Genomic DNA, 21,570 nt, shown 5'->3' on the forward strand with positions numbered 1-21,570 from the left:
GCATGAATAATCAAATGGGACTGAAAGTGCGAGCGCCCAGTTTTTATAAACCTATAAATGAATGCAACTGATTCCAATGCAATGAAGAACCAACGCTCTTGGCGCATTGGCATCTTTGGCACGTTTGATGTAGAGAATTATGGTGATCTACTTTTTCCGATCATTGCAGAACTGGAGTTGTCCCGCAGGCTGGGAAGCGTTGAACTCACCCCATTTTCCTATCACGCAAAATCCTCGGATGATTGGCCATATGGTGTTGAGTCACTGGCGGAATTGCCCCGCATGGCCAGTGATCTTGATGCAATCCTGATTGGCGGCGGGTTCATTGTCCGTTTTGACAAATTCATCGCTCCGGGATATGGGCCACCGGCAACGTGGATTCACCATCCCACGGGATATTGGCTGGCGCCGGCATTGGTGGGTGCGCAGCATGGCGTGCCTGTCATATGGAATGCTCCGGGCATGCATTGCAACGAGATTCCAGATTGGAGCCACCCGCTGCTTTCTCTTGCGCTTGATTCCAGCGCTCATATCGCGGTGAGAGACGAACCGTCGAAGACCGCACTCAGGCCATTTGTTGAGCCGCAGCGCGTGCATGTGATGCCTGATACCGCCTTTTCAATCGGGCGCTGTTTGAAATCCCATGCCGCGACCGATGAGGCGGCTGCGATTCGCGACGCTCTGGGCCTGAAAGCCCCATATCTCGTGATTCAGGCGACCCAGAATCTCGAGCGGCTTACCGATTACTTGAAGAAATTTCGTACGGAGTTGCCCAATCTCAGCGTGCTTCTGCTCCGTCTCGGGCCGGTGCTTTGTGATCACGAATCGTTCATTGACAGCGAACTGCAGGGGACGTTTTGTCTCAGCGCATGGCCATCTCCGATGGTGCTGGCATCGCTGATAGGCGGATCCGAAGCAGTCGCGGGACACAGCTATCACCTTGCGATTACTGCACTGTCCTGTGGTGTTCCGGTATTCAGCTCCAGCGATCTCTCCCAAGGAAAGTTCACGGCGCTAGCCAAATTCGACACCGTGCATCCGTTGCCGCCTGAAGGCTGCGACGATCCCCAATGGTTGTCCCAACGAATGGGCCGCAAAGAACCGTCGCATGTGGTGGTCGAGGCCAATGACATGCTGGAAAACTACTGGAATCATGTTGCCACTGTGGTTCGAGCGGGCAAGACGGACTCCACGACCGCGACGAGTGCTTTTTTGATGTCGCTGCCTGGCATTCTGGAGCATGGGCAACGGCAGGCAGGAGCAGGCGATCCGGAATCCGCCGACCATCTGCGGGATCTGAAGGCTCGTTTGATAGGCTGCGAGGATTCGCTTGGTGAAGCAAAAGCGCAGTTGTCGGAGGTAACGCGCAGATCGCTCGATCTTGAAACCCAACTGCTGGAGTTGCACCAATCCATGTCCTGGAAAACGACGGCCCCCTTGCGCAGGGCGTGGCGCTGGTTGCAAGGCCTATCAGCTTGAAGCAGATTCATACTATTTTCTTATGAAGCCAGAATCAGACGAATCGGAAAACCTACTGCCCACCCCAGCTCACGGGAATGCCATCGGGGACCCCGAAGGCCCGCGTCAATGCCCTTCCTGCGGCGAAATGGCAGTGATGCGGCAGGCCATTACTCAACTTGAGCAAGAGTTGATTACCAGCAGGGAGACGATTGCGTCCCGAGACATCGCCATTGATTGGCTGAAAAAAGAAGCAGAAGCTGCAAAGATGGCGCTGGAGTGGCGTCGCAAAAGTCTCAAATATCTGCTGATCGATTTGATGTATCTGCTGGCCGACCGCTCGCCGATTGCTCGTACGCTGGGAAATCTGCTTTTGCCGAGGCGCCTCAAAAGAAGACTCCATGCAGAATCACTGCGCAATCAATTCCAGGAAGTTCCGCTTCTCCGGCCGCTAGCTGCGCCCCTCGTTGGCGAAAAATGCAACGATAAAATTGATATTGTCTGTTTTGCCAACATCGAATGGTCTGCCCGGTATCAAAGACCGCAGCAGATGATGTCTCAGTTTGCCGCTCATGGTCATCGTGTGTTTTATATCGTACGCTCGGGAATGCCTGAAAGGAGGGCTCCCTACGAGTTGAGGCAGGTTGCCGAGAGGATATTCGAGGTATGTCTGGCTTTCAGTGAATATGAAGATTTCTATTCCGTAAAGATGTCAGCTACCAATCTTAAGGCTGGGAACGAATCATTTTCCCGGCTGGCGCTGGATGCAAAGATAAGAGCCGCTCTGGTCGTGGTCCATCTTTCTTACTGGACCGGGTTGGCCCTCGACTTACAGAAGTCCCGGTCATGGCGCGTTCAATACGACTGCATGGACGAATGGGCTGACTTCCCTGATATCGGCGAGCAACTTATCAAAGAAGAAGAGGTACTGGTTCGCAGCGCAGATCTGGTTACGGTAACTGCATCTGTTTTAAAGAAAAAATGGATGGACCAAGGAATAGATTGTCTGCTCGTGCGAAATGCTGTGGACTATGATTTCTTTTTTGATCGATGTACTGAAAACAATCTGCTTGCCCATCTAAAGAAGCCCATCATTGGGTTCTACGGCGCCTTGGCTCCCTGGATTGATTTTTCTTTGTTACATTTCCTGGCAGAAAAACGCCCAAGCTGGAATTTTGTATTGGTCGGGGATCGCTTTGTAAAAGATCTGGCGGACCTTGACCGGATGTCCAACGTGCACCTTACGGGCCGAAAGCCTTATGAGGACATGCCGCGCTATCTTCACGGCTTTGATGTATGCCTGATCCCATTCAAGTTGAACAAAGTGACGCATGCGGTGGATCCAGTGAAATTCTACGAATTCATGAGCGCCGGGAAGCCGGTGGTGAGTGTGCCACTTGAAGAGATGGCAATATACCAAGATTATGTATATTTTGCAACTGAGTTCGAGGATTTTCTTGCAAAAATAGAAATCGCGTTGGCCGAAATAGATTCCGTACTGGTTGAACGAAGAAAGGAGTTGGCCAGGGAAAATGATTGGCGGCATCGCTATATCGCAACCCAGGAGGCCATCAAGGGGTTGTACGGAAAATGCTCGATTGTAATAGTGAGCTTCAATAATGCTGAACTTACCAGGCAATGTATTGAGAGCGTTGTTTCCTGGACTACATATCCCAACTATGAATTGATCATTGTTGATAATGCTTCTTCCGATGGTACCGGAGCCATGCTCCAGGAAATTCAGAGCCGGTATGCGATGGTGAAGGTGCTTATCAACAAGAGCAATAGAGGTTTTGCGGCGGCAAACAACCAGGGAATTACGTTGGCCGAGGGCGAATATATCGTTTTGCTCAATAATGATACCGTGGTCACAGGCGACTGGCTGGAGGCAATGCTCCGTCATTTGGAGGATGAGAAAATTGGCATGGTGGGACCAGTGACCAATTCAATCGGTAACGAAGCAAAGATCAATACAAGCTATATTAATCTGGAGCAGATGCATGAATTCGCTTCTGGATATACCGTCGCGCATGCCGGCCGCCATTTCGACATCTCGATGCTGGCAATGTTTTGTGTGGCGATGCGGCGCCATGTTTTCAATGAAATCGGGGACCTGGACGAGATGTTCGGTCTCGGAATGTTCGAGGATGATGATTACAGTCGGAGAATGCACGCGGCCGGTTATCGAACAGTATGTGCTGAAGATGCCTTTATCCATCATTATGGCCAAGCATCGTTTGGAAAACTGATCGAGACGGGTGAATATCAGGCCATCTGGGACCGAAACCAAGCTTACTTCGAAAGCAAATGGGGTGCCTGGAAGCCGCACACGCACAACCGCCAGCCAGGAAGGCCAGAATGAGATCCGATAGTGAGATCACCGCCGACCATTGGTCCAAGAATGTGGCGAGTTCCGATGCCTTTTCGCCCCAGGTCTACTGGCTTGCTGTGCCGGCTGTTCAGCAGCGCTTTCAGCGGCTGGCCTGTGGAGGGACCGATCATCGCTGGTGGGTGCAATATTGCCTTGGTGAATTCCTAGATCGTTCGATATCCCCGATCAGGATGTTGAGCATCGGTTGTGGCAGCGGTACTCTGGAGCGGGACCTTTTCCGACTCAATGCCTTTTCCGAGTGTGATGCAATTGATATTGCGCCCGGTGCTATTGATATTGCCCGGAAAGAGGCGAATTTAATTGGCGCTTCCAATATTAAGTATCACGTACAGGACGTCCAAAAAACGCCGTTGGAGAAAAATACTTACGATGCCGTCTGGTTTAATGGGTCGTTGCATCACATCAAGGAACTCGAGTCAGTTTGTGGGTCGGTTCGCAACGCCTTAAAGCCGGGGGGCTGGGTGTTCTATAATGAATATGTAGGAGCCAATCATTTTGCTTTTCCAGGGCGCCAACGGGAGGTTGTCGAAAGTGCTTTCCGCCTTTTGCCTCCAGAGTATCGCCGCTCATTTCAGCTGGAACACTTCGGCAAGGTACAGTTCAACGTGCAACTTCCCGAGCCGGCAGAAGTAATCAAGGTCGATCCGTCAGAGGCAATTCGGTCACAAGACATACGCAGGGTGCTATCTGATTATTTTGTCGAACATGCTTTCAATCCCTGTGGTGGCAATATATTGCAGTTCGCCTTGCATGGGATTGCGGGTAATTTCGTAGAAACAGACCCGCGTTCGATGGCTTTGCTCCAGATGCTGTTCGATATTGAAGACACTCTCTTGAACAACCGATTTTTTGAAACCGACTTTGCAGTGGGCGTTGCACGGGTTCCGTAATGGAGTGGAGATTGATCCAAAAATTCATCCGCCATGAAAGCTGGTTGCCTGGTTTTTTGCTTCGATTCCCAGATCGACGATACCAAGAAAAGGGTCATTTCCGCGCGCTACCGTATCAAAACTCAGTATCCCCACTTGCTTGTCAATCAGGAGTGAGGTCTCCTCGGTGCGACCATTCATCAGCTTGATGGTGATGTAGTATCGACCTGCTGCCAGTATCGCTGGAACGTGAAAGGTGACTGTTCCACTTTCCCCGTCGATGTCAGAATTGGTGAGGGGAAGTACAAAATTTTTTCCACCAACGACGAGCAGCCGTGCTTCCTGGATGGTAATGCTGATATTGGGTAATGAGACTGACTTGCTGATTCTATAGCTGACGACGATCTCGATTGTCTCACCATAGACAAATGACGAATAGTGGCTTCCGGTGTTGGTGAATTTGGCGGAGATTACCTCTCCTTCCGTTGTCCCAAATGCAATGCGTGCACCGTTGACCTCCTGTTTTCTCGTCACTGGAATCTTTCCGCCGCTTGCCCAGCGGCGTTGCTCGTCCCGCATGTCCAGCAGGTACATTTCGGAAATCGTCTCAGGAGATCCAAATGCCTTCAACAGTCCTTCATGGAGATAGATCGCGGTGTTGCAGAATCTCTTGACCATGCTCATGTCATGGGACACAAACAGAAGAGTTGTTCCTTTTCCTGCCAGGTTCTCTAGCCGACCCAAGCATTTGAACTGAAAGGAGGCGTCACCGACGGCAAGAGCCTCATCGATGACCAGTATGTCGGGCTCCACGCAGACGGACACCGAGAATGCCAGGCGCACAAGCATCCCGCTGGAATATGTCTTGGTCGGTTGGTCGATGAAGTCTCCGATATTGGCGAAGTCGGCAATTTCGTCAAACTTTGCATCTATTTCCGCTCTTTTCAATCCAAGCAGTGCTCCATTGAGATAGACATTCTCACGGCCTGTGAATTCTGGATTGAATCCTGACCCAAGCTCGAGCAGTGCCGCTATCTTCCCTCGGGCTTGAATCTGCCCCGACGTGGCGCGCAGCGTGTTGCAGATCAGTTGGAGCAGGGTTGATTTTCCGCTTCCATTTCGTCCAATAATACCGAGGGATTCTCCCTTGCGGACACGGAATGAGACGTCTTTCAGTGCCCAGAATTCGCGGAACCGCTGCTGCCCGACAAAAGGGAGCATCTGCAGCAGTCGGTCACGTGGCTTGTCATAAATTTGATAGCACTTGCTGATTTTGTCGACTTCAATGGCGAATTCAGAGGACATCGGAAAATCCCTCGCGGCTTTTCTGAAAAAACCAAAGGCTTGCTATCGCGAAGACGCCGGAAAATAGGATCGATGTACCCCATTTTATGATATTTGGCATGCCTCCCCAGAATAATGCCGTACGTGCATCTTCAATCACCTGTGCCAGGGGGTTCAAGCCCATTGCTTGGTGCCATTCAGGGGGGAGTGCACTGATTGGATAAAATACAGGGGTCAAGAACATGATCGGCAGTAAAAGTGCACCAATAATGTGATTGATATCACGAAAGTATACGCCGAGTGCGCTCAGGATCCAGGAAATGCCGAGTATGTAGAGGCAGATTGGAATTAAAACAAAAAGATAGATGAAAGAAGATGCGGGCGGAATTCCAATTGTCAATCCATAGAAAGCAAGCCATACGATTGAACTCACAAGCATATGAAATAAGCCTGCCCCCAGATTGATCCAGGGCATAATTTCAAGTGGGAATTGAATTTTTTTTACATAATTTGTATTGGATACAATCATTGTCGGTGCGCGGAGCGCGCATTCCGAAAAAAAATTGAAAATCGTCATACCGATAAAAATAAGCAGTGCAAATTCAGTAGGGGACTCATTGCTACCGGGCCAGCGAACAGTAAATACCTTGGTGAATACGGTGGTGTAGACAAGAAGGGTAAATGCAGGGGTGATGATTGACCAGATCAATCCCATGAGTGAATTTCGATAACGGGAAGTGATTTCACGTTGAATCAATGAGAAAATAAGCTCTCTATGTTCCCAGGGAATAAATAGATGGGCGGGTCGCAGAAATGACTGCCTGGTCATGTATTTACGGTAATTAAGGATTCAATGCAGGCGCCGCTTGACGGCAACATCACGAAACGCCCAGGTTGAGAAACTAGCTGCGTCAAAGATGCCAGCGCGTGGCACGCGGGCTATTCAGCTTGGGTAGTCATGCAGTTCCATATCCACCCCTGGTGGCCACATTGAGCTGATGGATCCGGGTTGGTAGAACGTCACGGTCACACTCCGTCGGGATTGAGTGGCTTGCTCCGATACCCGTGTCACTTCGTGCCAAGAAGTGTCCGACCTGACAAAGGTGGCCGAATTCCCAATGGTCGGGTTTACCAGAGCAGCAACGTCCTTTGCATCGGAAGAATTCAGGATGGCCAGACAGCCACCGTCCATGGGATGCCACTTGTCGTTGAAATAAAAAACGTGGGTGACAATTTTCTCGGGGAGATCGCGATGGGGCCCCAGAAGTGCGCCAGGGCCGTAGTGATAAACATGCGCCTCCATCGGCAGGCTAGTCAGGTCAATGCCAGTAATGGACGACATGGCAATCCGGTATTCTGCAGAAAGCAGGTCTTGTGCCAATTGGTACCAATAAGGGCTCAGGGATTCGGCGTGCGATATGGTTTGCTCTCCCATCGGAATCAGGGATCGGGCGTCGTATCGATAGTCTTTTTCTCCCCCATAAGCCTCGACGGTGCGGAAGTGATCGTGGGGATAGGTCTTGGAAAGTGCGGCGCAGTCAGCCTTTGAATAGAGGTCCGAAATTTCAGCCCATCTGAATGGCTGCATTTTCATACTGCATTCGCGAATTTTCGAAAAGTCGATCATGGGTCAATAAAAATTTGTGAAGGGGCAATTGGTGAGTACGTAAGGCTGAGCTGACTAAGGACTTTTTTCGTGTGACTTGGAACAGTATGCACTCCACTTCGTCGTTAGCTAGAGGCCTCAGATTCGGAAGGCGAGATGACTGCGGGAGGGCTCCTCTGATTGACTAGTCGAGACCGAGTGTTGTCCATCCGCCCGGCTGTCTGGGATGCCGTTGTCACCGGACTGCGGCTATACGGCAAGGGTAAATGGTGAACATGCCCACACGCACGCTTGATCAATAGGCTCTGGGCGAGGCCTTCTGATCTGTAGTGGTTTCGAGAGCTAGGGCTTCGCGCGGAGGGGTTGCGTAGATGCCTTTGCTGCGACTGGAGAGCTCCCGTCCTAATGTGGTGTCCGTGCGCAGATGCCCACACGATGACTTTCGCACCGAGGGGATTTGGGCTCCAGAAGGCCGAATGTGTTTGATCAGCCGGGGCTGAGGCCGTTTGTGACTGAGCTGGCTGCGGTAGCCTCCTGCCGTGCAGGCTCGTCACTTTCGGCGCGCCATGGCGTCAGAACCGGTCGGTGCATGTCGCCCTCCGCGAGTCAGCGCATTCGACAGCCGTTCATGGTGTCTGGCTCAAATCGGGGAGTGCGCTGCCTGCGCCCCCTTGCTTCATACAGAAACCGCATGTGGTCACGCGGATTTCTTCGTTGGCGCGGGGCGGGGGCGCCCCTATGGTGGGCGGGTTCGTTTCTCTTTCGTCCACCTCACCGATCTGGAAAGCCGCCGCCCATGTCTGCCGTCCTCAAGCCCCTGCCCGCCATCGACCTCGCCCGCAACCCCACGCCGCAGCGCAAGGACTGGTTTGATGCGCCCAGCCCGCGCCCCACGGTGCAGGCCGAGCGCCGCTACCGGCAGGAGAACCTGGCCGTGGCCTTTCGGCTGTTTGCACAGCAGGGGTTTGACTACGGGCTGGCAGGCCACATCACTGCGCGCGACCCGGAGTGGACGGACCACTTCTGGGTGAACCCGCTGGGCGTGCATTTTTCGCAGATCAAGGTGTCCGACCTGCTGCTGGTGAACGCAGCAGGCGAGATCGTCATCGGCCAGGGCCCGCTGAACCGCGCGGCGTTTGCCATCCACGCGGCGTTGCACGAGACGCGGCCCGACATCATTGCTGCGGCCCACACCCATTCCACATACGGCAAGGCGTGGTCTGCGCTGGGCCGCAAGCTCGACCCGCTGACGCAGGACTCGTGCATCTTCTATGAAGACCACGCGCTGTTCGACGACTTCACGGGGGTGGTGCTGGAGACGGACGAGGGCTTTCGCATTGGTAAGGCGCTGGGGGCGCAGAAGGCGGTGATCCTGCAGAACCACGGCATCCTGACGGCGGGGCCGTCGGTGGAGGCGGCGGCATGGTGGTACATCGCGCTGGAGAACGCCTGCCAGGCCCAGCTGCTGGCCGAGGCGGCGGGCACGCCCCAACCCATTCGCCACGAGATCGCGCAGCACACGCATGCACAGATCGGCGGGCCCGGCGGCGCGCAGTTTGCCTTCAGGAGCCTGTTCGACATCCTTGTGCGGCAGCAGCCCGAGGTGCTGCAATGAACGCGCCGCTGACCTGGGGGCAGGTGGCGCGCACGCTGGCGGTGGAGTTTGCCGAGCGCGCCGTGGCGCACGACCGGGACGGGAGTTTTCCGCACCAGAACTTTGCCGACCTGCAGCAGGCCGGCCTGCTGGCGCTGGCCGCGCCGCGCACGCTGGGCGGGCAGGGCGCGTCGGCCGCGCAACTGAGCGAGGTGATTGGCGCAGTGGGCCAGGGCTGCCCGGCCACGGCGCTGGTGCTGACCATGCAGTACATCCAGCAGCGCGGCATGGGGCGGCCCGGCTCGCCCTGGCCGCAGGCGCTGGCCCAGCAGCTGGTGCACGAGTCGCACAACGAGGTGTCGCTCATCAACGCGTTGCGCGTGGAGCCCGAGCTGGGCTCGCCCGCACGCGGCGGCCTGCCTGCCACAGTGGCGCGGCACACGGCCGAGGGCTGGCGCATCAGCGGGCACAAGGTGTATTCGACCGGCGCGCCCATCCTGCGCTGGTATGTGGTGTGGGCCCGCACCGATGAAGAGGTGCCGCGCGTGGGCTCGTTCCTGGTGCGGGCCGGTTCGCCCGGCATCCGCATCGACGCCACCTGGGACCACCTGGGCCTGCGCGCCAGTGGCAGCCACGATGTGATCCTGCAGGACGTGCTGACCCCCCACGACCACGCGCTCGATGTGCGCCTGCCGCAGGACTGGGCCCGTGGCGAGCCCGCCATGCTGGCCGAGATGACGGTGATGCTGGGCGCGCTGTACACCGGCGTGGCCCGCGCGGCGCGCGACTGGGTGGTGCGCTTTCTGCGCGAGCGCACGCCCGCCAACCTGGGTGCACCCCTGTCCAGCCTGCCGCGCGCCCAGGAGGCCGTGGGCCGCATCGAGGCCCTGCTGCTCACCAACGACCGGCTGATCGCCAGCGTGGCGCATGACCTGGACACCGGCACCCTGGTGCCAGCAGTGGACAGCGGCCTGGTCAAAACCGTGGCCACGCAGAACGCCATCGACGTGGTGCAGGCGGCGTTGCAGTTGTCCAGCAACCACGGCCTGGCACGCAAAAACCCGCTGGAGCGCCACCTGCGCGACGTGCTGTGTGGCCGTGTGCACACCCCGCAGGAGGACAGCGCCCACATTGCCGCAGGCCGCCGCGCGCTGGGCCTGGGCTGAGACGGTGAGAACGGATACGCCATGAATGCCGTGCTGGCGCCCCGCCCCCTGGTGGTGTTGAACCAGACCGGTGCCGAGGCCGATGCCCTGGTGGCCGCTGCGGGCTTGCCCGTGGCCCTGGCCGACGATGCCGCTGTGCCTGCCTGGGAGCGCGCCGCTGATGCGGATGTGCTGTTCACCGGCCCGCGCAATGGCTGGCGCAATGCGCCCGCGCAGCCCCCGGCGGGCTGGCCGGGGCGCCTGCAGTGGGTGCATGTGGCGTCGGCGGGCATCGACTTCTTTCCGCCGTGGTTGCTGCAGGTGCCGCTGGTGACATGTTCACGCGGTGTGGCGGCTGTGCCCATTGCCGAATATGTGATCACGGCGCTGCTGGCACACCAGCGCGACTGGGACACACTGCGCGTGCAAGGGGCAGACCCATGGCGTGAGACCTTTGCGCGGGTGGACCACCACCTGCCCGGCACCCTGCAGGGCCGCACGCTGGGCATTGCGGGCTATGGCGCCATTGGCCGCGCGGTGGCCGTGCGTGCACAGGCGCTGGGCATGCAGGTGGTGGCGCTGCGGCGTGGGGGGGCGCCGGTGGATGGAGGGGGTGAAGGGGATGAAGGCGTGCAGGCGGTGGGCTCCATCGAGCAGCTGCTGGCGGCGTCTGACCACCTGGTGCTGGCCCTGCCCATCACCGCCCAGACCTACCACCTCATCAACGCGGCCACGCTGGCCCATGCGCGGCCGGGGCTGCACCTGGTGAACATTGCGCGCGGCGCCCTGGTGGACCAGCAGGCACTGCTGCAGGCGCTGGATGCGGGCCGCCTGTCGGGCGCCACGCTGGATGTGACCGACCCCGAGCCTCTGCCCGACAGCCACCCTCTGTACCACCACCCGCGTGTGCGCATCACGCCGCATGTGTCGTGGGCCGCACAAGGGGCTGCGGAGGTGACGGCGCGCAAGTTTGTGGACAACCTGCAGCGCTTTGTGGCCGGGCTGCCGCTGCACGACGTGGTGGACAGGGAGCGTGGCTACTGAGCGCCGCAGGCCAGCGGGCCACCCCACCCACACCCTGCGCGTGCATGCGAAAACCGCATATGGATGCTTGCAAGCCTTCGTTGGCGCCGCGTGGGGTGGGTGATGCAATGAATGCCGAATCAACCTTGCCTTCATTGACCACACCATGCTGCGCCGCCAATTCCATCATCTGCTGACCGCCTCGGTCGCTGCCAGTTCGTTCCTGTCGCCCGTCCTCACCCATGCCCAAACCTCGTCGCGCGTGCTGCTGCGTGCGGGCGACCAGAAGGGTGGGCTGCAGGCGCTGCTGGACGCAGCGGGCGAGCTCAAGAACCTGCCCTACGACATCAAGTGGAGCGAGTTCCCGGCGGCTGCGCCGCTGGCCGAGGCGCTCAACGCCAACGCGGTGGACTTTGGCCCCATTGGCGATGCGCCGCTGCTGTTCACGCTGGCGGCGGGCAGCCAGGTCAAGGCGTTTGCGGCCAGCCGCTCAGATGCCTACGGCACGGCCGTGCTGGTGGCGCCCCACTCGCCGCTCAAGACGGCGGCCGACCTCAAGGGCAAGAGCATTGCCACCAACCGGGGCTCCATCGGCCATCTGGTCACCCTCAAGGCGCTGGAGTCGGCAGGCCTCAAGGCCGACGATGTGCAGCTGCGCTTCATCCCGCCGCCAGACGCCAAGCTGGCGCTGACGCAGGGCTCGGTCGATGCCTGGGCCACGTGGGAGCCCTACACCGCGCTGGCCGAGACCAGCGGCCATGCGCGCGTGCTGGTCAGCGGCCGGGGCCTGTGGTCGGGCCTGAGCTTTCTGGCGGCCACCGATGCGGCCCTGGCAGAAAAGCGTGCAGCGCTGGCGGACTTCAAGGAGCGCGTGGCGCGTGCGCAGGTGTGGTCGTACCAGAACGCCAAGCCGTTTGGCCAGTCGCTGGCGCGCATCGTGGGCATTCCGGCCGATGCGGCGCAGCTGCAGTTTGAGCGCCGCGCCACCCGCTGGCAGGACATCGACGCCCAGGTGCTGGCCGACCAGCAGAAGACGGCCGACTTTTATCTGGCGGCAGGCCTCATCAAGCAGCGGCTGGATGTGCGGGGCACGTTCGACACCAGTTTCAATGTGGGCAAGGGCTGAGGACGGCTGCTCCCGACCTTTCGCCGTTTGCAGTCCGTCCGTCCCGGTGGGCGTTGGGCGGGTTGAAGCTCTGGATGTGGTTCTACAAGCTTCAACGGAACGCGCTGGTGTGTCCAACGCGCCCCTCCCTGACCTTGAGCCACCGGGGTGCATGCCGCCCCGCGCCAGCAACCTCGCGCTGGCCGCACCACAATCGGGTCATATGACCTCTTCTTCGACGATGCTGCGGGTGATCAGCCTGGCAGCCTTTTGCAGCATGGCTTCCATGCGTGTCTGCGACCCGATGCTGGTGTCCCTGGCACGCGAGTTTTCTGTCACCACGGGCGATGCGTCGGCTGTCATCGCGGCGTTTGCCGTGTCATATGGCGTGCTGCAGTTGTTTTATGGCCCCCTGGGCGACCGGCTGGGCAAGGTGCGGGTGGTGATTGGCGCCACCTTTGCCTGTGCGCTCTTCAGCGGCGTGACGGCGCTGGCGCCCACGCTGCCGGTGCTGGTGGCGGCGCGGGCTGCCATGGGCGCGTCGGCGGCAGGCATCATCCCGCTGTCGATGGCGTGGATTGGCGACAACGTGCCGTACGAGCAGCGGCAGGAGACCCTGGCGCAGCTGATGGTGGCCACGGTGTCGGGGATGATGGCCGGGCAGTGGTTTGGCGGCTTTGCGGTCGAGGCGCTGGGCTGGCGGGCTGCGTTTGTGGTGCTGTCGCTGCTGTTTTTGACCGCCGCGAGCCTGCTGTGGCGGCAAGCCCGCGCCATGGCGGCCAGCACCCCGGCACCTGCGGCTGGCGGTGCGGTGCCGCCCGCTTTTTCGCTGTCGGCTTACCTGGCCAACACGGCCGCGTTGCTGCGCATGCCCCGGGTGCGCTGGGTGCTGACCGTGGTGGCGGTGGAGGGCGCCCTGGCCTTTGGCACGCTGGCTTTTGTGCCCGCACGCATGGTGGACGGGTTTGGGCTGTCGGCCTCAGCGGCCGGCGGGGTGATGGTGCTGTATGGCGTGGGCGGGCTCATCTACAGCCTGCTGGCGCGCCGTTGGCTGGCGCTGCTGGGTGAGCGGGGCCTGGCGCTGATGGGCGCCTCGCTGATTGCTGCCGGGCTGTTGCTGCTGGCCTGGGGGCCGGTGGCGGCCTGGGGGGTGCTGGGCTGCTTCTTTGCCGGGGTGGGGTTTTACATGCTGCACAACACGCTGCAGGTGCAGGCCACGCAGATGGCGCCCGAGGCCCGGGGCACGGCGGTCACGCTGTTTGCGTGCCTGCTGTTCCTGGGGCAATCGCTGGGTGTGCTGCTGGTGGCGGCCAGTGTGGACCGGGGCTGGATCGCGCCCGTGTTCTCGGTGGCGGCACTGGGGGTGCTGGTGCTGGGCGCGCTGGTGTCGCGCAAGGTGAATGGCCGGGTGGCGGTGCCCGCGGGAGCGTAGTCTGGAGTCGGCCGCACCGTGCAAATAACTTTGATGTCTTATTACTTTATTTTTTGATAGTTTGATTCTTTATGGCGCAATAGTACATTCCCTGATCTTTGTGTCTTTTGGGGCCGAACCCGCGCCGCCCGGCGTGTGGCGGCCCTTTGTGTTTCATGATCGAACTACGGGGTATCACCCAAACCTACCAGGGCTCACAAGGCCCGGTCGAGGCGCTCAAGGGCATCGACCTCACCATCCAGCCGGGCGAAGTGTTCGGCATCATCGGCAAGAGCGGCGCGGGCAAAAGCTCGCTGGTGCGGGTGATCAACCTGCTCAATCGGCCCACCACGGGCCAGGTCATCGTGGGCGGGCAGGACCTGACCCAGCTGAACGACGCGCAGCTGCGCGAGGCGCGCCGCGAGATCGGCATGGTGTTCCAGCACTTCAACCTGCTGTCGTCGCGCACCGTGTTTGACAACGCCGCGCTGCCGCTGGAGCTGGCGGGCATGGACAAGGCCGCCATCCGCGAGCGTGTGAACCCGCTGCTGGAGCTGGTGGGCCTGTCGGCCCTGGCCGACCGCTATCCGGCGCAGATCAGCGGCGGGCAAAAGCAGCGTGTGGGCATTGCGCGTGCGCTGGCCAGCCGCCCCAAGGTGCTGCTGAGCGACGAGGCCACCTCGGCGCTGGACCCGGAGACCACACGCTCCATCCTCGACCTGCTGCGCCAGGTCAACCGCGAGCTGGGCCTGACGGTGGTGCTGATCACCCACCAGATGCAGGTCATCAAGCAGGTGGCCGACCGCGTGGCCGTGATCGAGGCCGGCCGCATCGTGGAGCAGGGCCGGGTGCTGGACGTGTTCACCCGCCCGCAGCAGGCCATCACCAAGAGCCTGATCGACGAGATCCTGCCGCAAGAGCTGCCCGCCAGCGTGCTGGACCATGTGCGCAAGCTGGCAGGCCAGCTGAGCGCAGGACGAACCGGCCAGCTGCTGCGCCTGTCGTACGCCGGGGACAGCGCTTACCAGCCCATCCTGTCGCAGCTGATCCGCCAGTTTGGCGTGGACATGAGCATCCTGCACGGGCAAGTGGATGAGATCCAGGACGAGACCTTTGGCTCGCTGGCCGTGTACGCCAGTGGCGAGGCCGAGAGCGTGCGCGGCGCCGTGGCGCACCTGCGCGCGGGCGGGGTCGAGGTGGAAGAAGTGGCCGTGGCCGGTTAAGAGGGAGCACACATCATGTTCAACAACTTCACGCCAGCCATGCTGGATCTGTTTGCTTCGTCGCTGTGGGAGACGCTCATCATGGTCGGCATCTCCGGTCTGGTGGGCGGCTTGCTGGGGGTGCCGCTGGGCGTGTTCCTGCGCCTGACCGATGACGGCGGGGTGCTGGAGAACGGCCCGGTCAACAAGCTGGTGGGCTGGCTGGTCAACGCTGTGCGGTCCACGCCCTTCATCATCCTGCTGGTTGCCATCATCCCGTTCACGCGGCTCATAACCGGCTCGTCCATCGGCACGGCCGCAGCCGTGGTGCCACTGACCATTGCCGCTGCCCCGTTTGTGGCCCGCCTGGTCGAGGCCGCGCTGCGCGAGGTGGACCACGGCCTGGTCGAAGCCGCGCAGGCCATGGGCGCCACCACCAGCCAGATCGTGTGGAAGGTGCTGCTGCCCGAGGCGCTGCCCGGCATCGTGGCGGGCCTGACCATCACGTTTGTGAGCCTGACCGGCTACTCGGCCATGGCCGGTGCCATCGGCGGCGGCGGCCTGGGCGACCTGGGCATCCGCTACGGCTACCAGCGCTTTCTGCCCGAGATCATGCTGGCCGTGGTCCTGGTGCTGATCTTCTTTGTGCAGGCCGTGCAAAGCCTGGGCGACTGGGCGGTGCGCAAGCTGAGCCACCGTTGAGCGGTGAATGATTTGCTATTGAATCAATAGCTGCTAGCGCATGATTCACTAGCGCTTGCGGCCTTTTTTGCTTCCAACCCACGCGGGGAGGCACTGCGGGGGGCTCTGCGCTGGTCCTGGCTCTCTCGCACCCTCTAGGAGAGGTGCAGAAGCCAATCTCAGCCCGGCACCCGGTAGTGGTAGCCGTAGGCCGTCTTGAACCCCATCGATTCATACAGCCGCAGCGCAGGCGTGTTCTGCGCCCGCACCTGCAGGTAGGCGCTGGTCGCACCGGCCTCGGCGCCCCAGTGCAGCAGCGCCTGCACCAGCGCGCGCCCGCGTCCGCCGCCCCGGTGTTCAGGCGCCACAGCCAGGTCGTACAGGCCCACCGCGCCGCGCTCCAGCACCGCCAGGCCAAAGCCCACGGCGTGGCCCTGGGCGTCGTGTTGCAGCGCATAGCCCACCGGGTGGGCGATGGCGTCGAGGATGCTGCGGTGCAGGTTGCGGTGGTGCGGCGCCACGCCGTTGGCCGCCGCAAAACCTTCCAGCCACGCGGGCGATGGCGAAGTGCTGACCACGGTGCTGTCATCTGGCCGAGGCACCGCGCCCGGCGCCAGCAGCCGGTGCAGGACCAGCGAGGGGTCAAAGTGCTGGTAGCCCGCGTCCGCCAGCTCCTGGTCGGCCTCGGCCGGGGCCAGGGGGGAGATGCGGAACACGGCGGGCAAACCATGCCGCGCATACAGCGCTGCCGCCGCCTCGCGCACGCCGTCAAACGGCGCGCCGGGCACCAGCGCGTTGACCGAGTTGGCGCGCTTGGTGTAGCCGCCCGACAGCCGGAACACCCAGCCCCGGTGAAACACCGTCTGGTGCGCGGGCCAGGCGTTGAAGGCGCGCTCTTCCAGCGCGCGGACGAGGGCAACGGGTGCTGTGTGGGCAATGGAGGCGGCGGTGTCGGTCATCGCAGGTTTATACCAACCCACCTTGACCATTCAACTCGCCAGCCACCCTGTGCGACAACTCTTTGCAACCGCTCTTTGCCACCGGGTCAGTCGGTGGTGATCTTGTTGTCGGCCACCAGCTTGGCAAAACGTGCGGTGTCGGCCGCAATCTGTTCGGCCATCTGCGCGGGGGTGTTGCCGATGGGTTCGGCGCCAATGTCGTGCATGCGCTTTTGAAAATCGGGCGACTGAATGACCTTGACCATTTCGGTGTTCAGCCGCGCCACCACATCGGCGGGCGTGCGGGCGGGGGCCAGCACACCAAACCAGGTGCCGATGTCAAAGCCCGCAAAGCCGCTTTCTTGCAGCGTGGGCACGTCGGGCAGGGTGGACGAGCGCTTGGCCGTGGTCACCGCCAGGGCGCGCAGCTTGCCCGCCTTGATGTGCGGCAGAACGGGTGTGACGGTGTCGAACGACATCGACACCTGCCCGCCCAGCAGGTCGGTGGTGAGCGGGCCGCTGCCCTTGTAGGGCACATGCAGCAGGGGCTGGCCGATGGACGTGGCGAATTGCGTGCCGATCAGGTGCTGCGCCGTGCCCGCGCCGTTGGAGCCGTAGGAGAACTTGTTGGGCGTGGCCTTGATCAGCGCCACCAGTTCCTTCACGTCCTTGGCGGGCGTGGCCGCACTCACAGCCAGCACGTTGGGCACCAGCGCCACGGTGGTGATGGGTGCAAAACTCTTTTGAAAGTCGTAGTTGAGCTTTTTGTACACGCTCGTTGCAATGGTGTGGTGCACCGCGCCCATCAGCAGCGTGTAGCCGTCGGCAGGGGCCTTGGCCACGTAGTCGGCCCCGATGGTGGCACCCGCGCCGCCCCGGTTTTCCACGATCACGGGCTGGCCCAGGGCTGTGCCCAGTTTTTCGCCCAGCGCGCGTGCCAGCACATCGGTAGTGCCGCCGGCCGCAAAGGGCACAACGATGGTGACGGGCTTGGCCGGCCAGGCCTGCGCGTGCGCCGGTGCGCTGGGCAGGGCACAGGCAGCGCCAGCCAGGGCGGCCAGCGCCAGCAGGTGGTGCCGGCGTGTGGAGGGCGTTGTGGGCGGCGTTGACGGTGGGTGGTGGGGGGTTGCAATGCGTGGCATGGTTGTCTCCGTTGGGTTGTGTTTCTTGTGGTTGCTGGGCTAGGGACGTCGGTGCATGGCGTCAGCCCGTGGCTGCGATCAGGATCGCGCGGAAGTCGTTGACGTTGGTGCCCGTGGGCCCGGTGACCACGGCGTCGCCCTGCGCGCCAAAAAAGGAGTGGGCGTCGTGTGCGTCCAGCGCCACGGTGGCGTGTTGGCCCAGCGCGGCGGCGCGCTCCAGCGTGTCGGGCGTGGCGATGGCGCCTGCCACGGGCTCCAGGCCATCGATTCCATCGGTGTCTCCGGCCAATGCGTACACGCCGGGCAAGCCCTTGAGCGACAGGGCCAGGGACAGCAGGCATTCCACATTGCGCCCGCCGCGCCCCGGGGTTGGCATGGCTTGCCCTGGGGCCGGTGTGCGCAGGGTGACAGTGCTCTCGCCGCCACTCAGCAGCACGCGGTGCCGTGGTGACGGGGTCTTGGCGGCGTAGCGGGCGACACCGGCCAGCACGGTGCCCATGTCGCGGGCTTCGCCCTCCAGTGCATCGCCGAGCAGCGTGGGCTCGATGCCCGCCTGGCGCGCCACCTGGGCGGCTGCCTGCAGGGCCAGGTCGGGCGTGGCAATGACGTGGGTGGTGATGGGGCCCAGCCGGGTGTCGCCGGGCTTGATGCTTTCGCTGGCGGCAGTGTCCAGTGCGGCCAGTACGGCGGGTGGCAGCGCAATGCGGTAGCGCTGCAAGATGGCCAGCGCCTGTGCGCGGGTGGTCGGGTCGGCCACAGTGGGGCCCGAGGCCACGTCCAGCGGGTCGTCGCCCGGCACATCGGACATCACCAGGTTGACCACGCGGGCAGGGCTGCAGGCCAGGGCCAGCCGCCCGCCCTTGACGGCCGAGAGGTGGCGCCGCACACAGTTCATCTCGCCGATGCTGGCGCCGCTGCGCAGCAGGGCCTGGTTGAGCGCCTGCTTGTCGGCCAGCGTGACCCCCGGCAATGGCAAGGGCAGTAGCGCCGAGCCGCCGCCCGACCACAGGCCAATCACCAGGTCGTCTGCTGTGAGGCCCGCCACTGCGGCCAGCATCTGCTGCGCGGCCGCCAGGCCCGCCGCATCGGGCACGGGGTGGGCAGCCTCCAGCACGCGGATGTGCTGGCAGGCGGCAGCATGCCCGTAGCGTGTGACCACCACGCCAGAGAGCGGCGTGGGCCAGTGGGCCTCCAGCACCTGCGCCATCTGCGCCGATGCCTTGCCCGCGCCGATCACCACCGTGCGGCCCGGGGGCGGGGCAGGCAGGTGCGGCGGCAGGCATATCGCGGGCTGCGCGGATGCGATGGCGGCGTCGAACATGCTGCGCAGCCAGTGGCGGGCCTGGGTGTCGATGTGTGTGCTCATCGGGGTGTGGGGCAGGGCGCAGTGCGTTGGGGCCACGCAGCTCAGGCGGCCTTTTGCAACTGCGTGCTGCCGATCAGCGCGCACACGGCGTCGGTCACCTGCGCCGTGGTGGCCGTGCCGCCCAGGTCGCGGGTGTGCAGGGCCGGGTTGGCGGTGACCTGTTCGATGGCTTGCATCACGGCGCGGGCGGCATCCACCTCGCCCAGGTGCTCCAGCAGCATCACCACCGACCAGAAGGTGCCAATGGGGTTGGCCAGGCCTTTGCCCATGATGTCGAATGCTGAGCCGTGGATGGGCTCGAACATGCTGGGGTAGCGGCGCTCGGGGTCGATGTTGCCGGTGGGCGCAATGCCCAGGCTGCCCGCCAGCGCGGCGGCCAGGTCGCTGAGGATGTCAGCGTGCAGGTTGGTGGCGACGATGGTGTCGAGCGTGGCGGGGCGGTTGACCATGCGGGCCGTGGCGGCGTCGACGAGCTCCTTGTCCCACTTCACATCGGGGAACTCGGTGGCCACCTGCGCGGCAATCTCGTCCCACATCACCATGGCATGGCGCTGGGCGTTGCTCTTGGTGATGACGGTGAGCAGCTTGCGGGGGCGGGATTGGGCCAGGCGGAAGGCGTAGCGCAGGATGCGTTCCACCCCCACGCGGGTCATGATGGACACATCGGTCGCCGCCTCGATGGGATGGCCCTGGTGCACGCGGCCGCCCACGCCCGAGTATTCGCCCTCGGAATTTTCGCGCACGATGACCCAGTCCAGGTCCTTGGGCGTGCAGCGTTTCAGGGGCGCATCAATGCCCGGGAGGATGCGCGTGGGCCGCACGTTGGCGTACTGATCGAACCCCTGGCAGATCTTCAGGCGCAGGCCCCACAGCGTGATGTGGTCGGGGATGTCCGGGTCGCCCGCTGAGCCGAACAGGATGGCGTCCTTGCCGCGCAGCGCATCGAGCCCGTCAACCGGCATCATGATGCCGTGGGCGCGGTACCAGTCGCCGCCCCAGCCGAAGTTTTCGAACTGGAACTGCAGGCCCGCATGGCGGGCGGCCAGGGCTTCGAGCACGCGCTGGCCGGCGGGAATCACTTCCTTGCCGATGCCGTCTCCGGGGATGGTGGCGATTTGGTAGGTTTTCATGAAGGTCTTTGGTCTTGGTGTGTGAAAGCGTCGGGGAAGGCCTGTGGGGATGTCGGGCCGCGAAAAGCGGGTGGAACAAAAACAGTGAGAGCGACTGTAGGCATCCGCTCGTTGTAAAAACGGCGCTCAAGTGAATCTATCGTTAACCTGCAGTTGATAATGCGGCGATGAGCTCTACCATCCAGCCCGCAGAACTGGGCTTCTTCTCGGCACTGGCGGCCAGCCCCAGCCTGAGCGCCGCCGGGCGCGAAATGGGTGTCTCCACCGCCGCCGTGAGCAAACACCTGGCGCGGATGGAAAAGCGCCTGGGTGTGGTGCTCATCAACCGCACCACCCGGCGCATGAGCCTTACGCCCGAGGGCGAGCTGCTGCTGGAGCACGCGCGCCGCATCCTGCGCGAGATCGATGCGCTGGACGAACTCATCGTGCAGTCCAAGGCCAGCCCCAAGGGCCTGCTGCGCGTGAATGCCACGCTGGGTTTTGGCCGCATGCACATAGCGCCCGTGATCTCGGACTTTGTGCGCCAGTACCCCGAGGTGGATGTGCAGCTGCAGCTGTCGGTGCACCCGCCACCGATCACCGACGATGCCTACGACGTGTGCGTGCGTTTTGGCGAGCCGCCCGACGGCCGCGTGATTGCCCGCCGCATGGCACCCAACCGGCGCGTGCTGTGCGCCGCACCCGCCTACCTAGAGCAGCATGGCAGGCCCCGCGTGCCGCGCGACCTGATGGAGCACCAGTGCATCGGCATCCGCCAGGGCGACGAGGCCTACGGCCTGTGGCGCCTGACCACCGGGCGTGGCAGCAAGGCGCACACCGAGTCGATCAAGATCACCGGCAACCTCACCACTAATGACGGAGAGATCGCTGTGCTGTGGGCGCTGCAGGGCCACGGCATCGTGATGCGCGCCGAGTGGGACGTGAACCGCCATCTGGCCCAGGGCCTGCTGGAGCCCGTGCTGCCGCAGTACCACACGCCTGCGGCCGACATCTACGCGGTGTACCCGCAGCGGCACCAGTTTTCGACGCGGGTGCAGGCGTTTGTGGGGTTCCTGGCCGAGGCATTGGCCGCGTCAGGCTCGCTGGCAGGAGTGGGCGTGGGTGGCCGCATGGACAAGCGGCGGGCCGCGCGGGTTTCTTGATATGGTGGGTGGCGCGCAGGCCGTTGCCGGGTTAGGGTGTCGCCAAGGCATTCTGTGATGCCTCTATGCCCCTCGGACCTGT

The 21,570-nt window shown here is 61.9% G+C and carries 18 protein-coding genes; 11 read left to right on the top strand and 7 right to left on the bottom strand.

The genetic code is table 11. The annotated features are described in order from the left end of the window. Positions 1 to 57: 57 nt before the first annotated feature. Genes ATF69_RS01385 through ATF69_RS01395 form a run of 3 tightly spaced genes read left to right on the top strand, consistent with a single transcriptional unit; the run spans position 58 to position 4,740 of the window. Positions 58 to 1,479: a polysaccharide pyruvyl transferase family protein gene (locus tag ATF69_RS01385; protein WP_146869672.1), complete on the top strand. Its 1,422-nt coding sequence runs from the start codon at positions 58 to 60 to the stop codon at positions 1,477 to 1,479. 22 nt (positions 1,480 to 1,501) lie between these two features. Continuing rightward, positions 1,502 to 3,820, top strand: a complete 2,319-nt coding sequence (locus ATF69_RS01390) for a glycosyltransferase (RefSeq protein ID WP_146869673.1) — start codon at positions 1,502 to 1,504, stop codon at positions 3,818 to 3,820. Next, entirely contained in the window at positions 3,817 to 4,740 is a 924-nt protein-coding gene (locus ATF69_RS01395) for a class I SAM-dependent methyltransferase (protein ID WP_146869674.1), read from the top strand. Before ATF69_RS01390 ends, ATF69_RS01395 begins: the two co-directional genes overlap by 4 nt. A 24-nt stretch (positions 4,741 to 4,764) precedes the next feature. On the opposite strand, the gene ATF69_RS01400 is transcribed toward ATF69_RS01395, so the two are convergent. The 3 genes from ATF69_RS01400 to ATF69_RS01410 form a co-directional block, all read right to left on the bottom strand. After that, on the bottom strand, positions 4,765 to 6,024 hold the full coding sequence (locus ATF69_RS01400) for an ABC transporter ATP-binding protein (protein WP_146869675.1): 1,260 nt from the start codon (positions 6,022 to 6,024) through the stop codon (positions 4,765 to 4,767). Continuing rightward, positions 6,014 to 6,832 carry an ABC transporter permease gene (locus ATF69_RS01405; protein ID WP_146869676.1) on the bottom strand — a complete coding sequence of 273 codons (819 nt, stop codon included), beginning with the start codon at positions 6,830 to 6,832 and terminating at the stop codon, positions 6,014 to 6,016. The genes ATF69_RS01400 and ATF69_RS01405 overlap by 11 nt, the downstream gene beginning before the upstream one ends. 114 nt (positions 6,833 to 6,946) lie before the next feature. Beyond that, a complete protein-coding gene (locus tag ATF69_RS01410) occupies positions 6,947 to 7,630 on the bottom strand; it encodes a 2OG-Fe(II) oxygenase (RefSeq protein ID WP_146869677.1) in 684 nt (227 codons plus the stop codon). A gap of 775 nt (positions 7,631 to 8,405) precedes the next feature. Between ATF69_RS01410 and ATF69_RS01415 the strand changes: the two genes are divergently transcribed. The 7 genes from ATF69_RS01415 to ATF69_RS01445 all read left to right on the top strand — a co-directional run bounded on the left by ATF69_RS01415 (position 8,406) and on the right by ATF69_RS01445 (position 15,791). Next, positions 8,406 to 9,224: a class II aldolase/adducin family protein gene (locus ATF69_RS01415; RefSeq protein WP_146869678.1), complete on the top strand. Its 819-nt coding sequence runs from the start codon at positions 8,406 to 8,408 to the stop codon at positions 9,222 to 9,224. Further along, a complete protein-coding gene (locus tag ATF69_RS01420) occupies positions 9,221 to 10,369 on the top strand; it encodes an acyl-CoA dehydrogenase family protein (RefSeq protein ID WP_146869679.1) in 1,149 nt (382 codons plus the stop codon). Before ATF69_RS01415 ends, ATF69_RS01420 begins: the two co-directional genes overlap by 4 nt. Before the next feature lie 21 nt (positions 10,370 to 10,390). Then, on the top strand, positions 10,391 to 11,392 hold the full coding sequence (locus ATF69_RS01425) for an NAD(P)-dependent oxidoreductase (RefSeq protein WP_146869680.1): 1,002 nt from the start codon (positions 10,391 to 10,393) through the stop codon (positions 11,390 to 11,392). Positions 11,393 to 11,537: 145 nt separating this feature from the next. Beyond that, entirely contained in the window at positions 11,538 to 12,497 is a 960-nt protein-coding gene (locus ATF69_RS01430; RefSeq protein WP_146869681.1) for an ABC transporter substrate-binding protein, read from the top strand. A 202-nt stretch (positions 12,498 to 12,699) separates the two neighbouring features. Beyond that, positions 12,700 to 13,908 (top strand): MFS transporter, encoded by a 1,209-nt coding sequence (locus tag ATF69_RS01435; protein WP_225581158.1) that lies wholly within the window; start codon positions 12,700 to 12,702, stop codon positions 13,906 to 13,908. Between the two features lie 155 nt (positions 13,909 to 14,063). Further along, positions 14,064 to 15,110 carry a methionine ABC transporter ATP-binding protein gene (locus ATF69_RS01440; protein ID WP_056744393.1) on the top strand — a complete coding sequence of 349 codons (1,047 nt, stop codon included), beginning with the start codon at positions 14,064 to 14,066 and terminating at the stop codon, positions 15,108 to 15,110. A 15-nt stretch (positions 15,111 to 15,125) separates the two neighbouring features. Then, positions 15,126 to 15,791 (top strand): methionine ABC transporter permease, encoded by a 666-nt coding sequence (locus ATF69_RS01445; protein ID WP_056067588.1) that lies wholly within the window; start codon positions 15,126 to 15,128, stop codon positions 15,789 to 15,791. 158 nt (positions 15,792 to 15,949) lie between these two features. Here the strand turns inward: ATF69_RS01445 and ATF69_RS01450 are convergent, their stop codons facing one another. The 4 genes from ATF69_RS01450 to ATF69_RS01465 form a co-directional block, all read right to left on the bottom strand. Next, on the bottom strand, positions 15,950 to 16,729 hold the full coding sequence (locus ATF69_RS01450; protein ID WP_146869682.1) for a GNAT family N-acetyltransferase: 780 nt from the start codon (positions 16,727 to 16,729) through the stop codon (positions 15,950 to 15,952). Positions 16,730 to 16,815: 86 nt separating this feature from the next. Next, a complete protein-coding gene (locus tag ATF69_RS01455) occupies positions 16,816 to 17,850 on the bottom strand; it encodes a Bug family tripartite tricarboxylate transporter substrate binding protein (RefSeq protein WP_056067589.1) in 1,035 nt (344 codons plus the stop codon). A 61-nt stretch (positions 17,851 to 17,911) separates the two neighbouring features. Further along, complete coding sequence (locus tag ATF69_RS01460; protein WP_146869683.1) at positions 17,912 to 19,216, bottom strand: glycerate kinase type-2 family protein; 1,305 nt, start codon at positions 19,214 to 19,216, stop codon at positions 17,912 to 17,914. Positions 19,217 to 19,257: 41 nt separating this feature from the next. After that, positions 19,258 to 20,346, bottom strand: coding sequence for a tartrate dehydrogenase (locus tag ATF69_RS01465; RefSeq protein WP_146869684.1), 1,089 nt, complete (start codon positions 20,344 to 20,346; stop codon positions 19,258 to 19,260). 167 nt (positions 20,347 to 20,513) lie between these two features. On the opposite strand from ATF69_RS01465, the gene ATF69_RS01470 reads away from it, so the two are divergent. After that, positions 20,514 to 21,488 carry a LysR family transcriptional regulator gene (locus ATF69_RS01470; protein WP_146869685.1) on the top strand — a complete coding sequence of 325 codons (975 nt, stop codon included), beginning with the start codon at positions 20,514 to 20,516 and terminating at the stop codon, positions 21,486 to 21,488. Positions 21,489 to 21,570 lie beyond the last annotated feature (82 nt).

Source organism: Acidovorax delafieldii (genome assembly GCF_007993815.1).
In the GTDB taxonomy this organism is placed as follows: Bacteria; Pseudomonadota; Gammaproteobacteria; order Burkholderiales; family Burkholderiaceae_C; genus Acidovorax; species Acidovorax delafieldii.